Here is a 782-nt window from a genome sequence, read left to right as displayed (position 1 = left end):
GGTAGTGGCTAATTATTAAATGATATAGTATAGTGATCGATTTGTAAATTTAACCAAGGAGTTTTCAGTTATGATTGTTGAAACGAAAGTACATACCTGCCACAAATGTCACAGTAAAGAACTGGTCAAAAATGGTAGGAATGCGTGCGGTAATCAGCAATATCATTGTAAAACCTGTGGGGCCTATGGTGTGCTTGAACCCCAAGTGTGTTATACAGAGGAAGCGAAAGACCTCATTATAAAAGCTTATCAAGAACGATCAAGCATGCGTGGGATCGAAAGGAGTCATGGGATCTGTCGCCAAACATTGCGTGCTTGGTTAAAAGAAAAAGCGGAGCAACTTCCGCCCCTTGAAACAACGCTGGCACCCGTTGATCCAGCGCAGACGCCAGTGTTGGAACTGGATGAGCTTTGGTCCTTTGTCTTCATCAAGGGCAACAAAGTATGGGTCTGGATCGCATTGAGCAGAGAGACCCGAGAAGTCATTGCTTATGCTTGTGGTGACCGCAGTATAGACACCTGCCGAATCCTCTGGGATCGCATACCATCCGCTTATAAAAAAGCCATGGTTTTCACCGACTATTGGGAAGCGTATCAAGCCGTTATTCCGGATGATCAGCATCACCCTATCGGCAAAGAAACAGGGGAGACGGCTCATGTTGAGCGCTGGAATAATACCTTACGACAGCATTTGGCGCGCTTCGTGCATAAAACGCTCTCTTTCTCCAAATGCATCATTATGCATGAGGTCTGTTTAAAGCTCTTCCTGCACCGCTATAATA

At 45.3% G+C, this 782-nt stretch carries 1 protein-coding gene; it reads left to right on the top strand.

The genetic code is table 11. The features are described from left to right. Window positions 1–70 precede the first annotated feature (70 nt). Window positions 71–782 (top strand): IS1 family transposase (locus tag E1958_RS19655; RefSeq protein ID WP_133513375.1); only part of this gene is annotated, 712 nt, incomplete at its 3' end.

The organism is Candidatus Thiosymbion oneisti, assembly GCF_004359955.1.
Classification (GTDB): domain Bacteria; phylum Pseudomonadota; class Gammaproteobacteria; order Chromatiales; family Chromatiaceae; genus Thiosymbion; species Thiosymbion oneisti.
The sequence above is the reverse complement of the archived record's forward strand: the minus strand, read 5'-3'. Positions and strand labels throughout refer to the sequence as shown.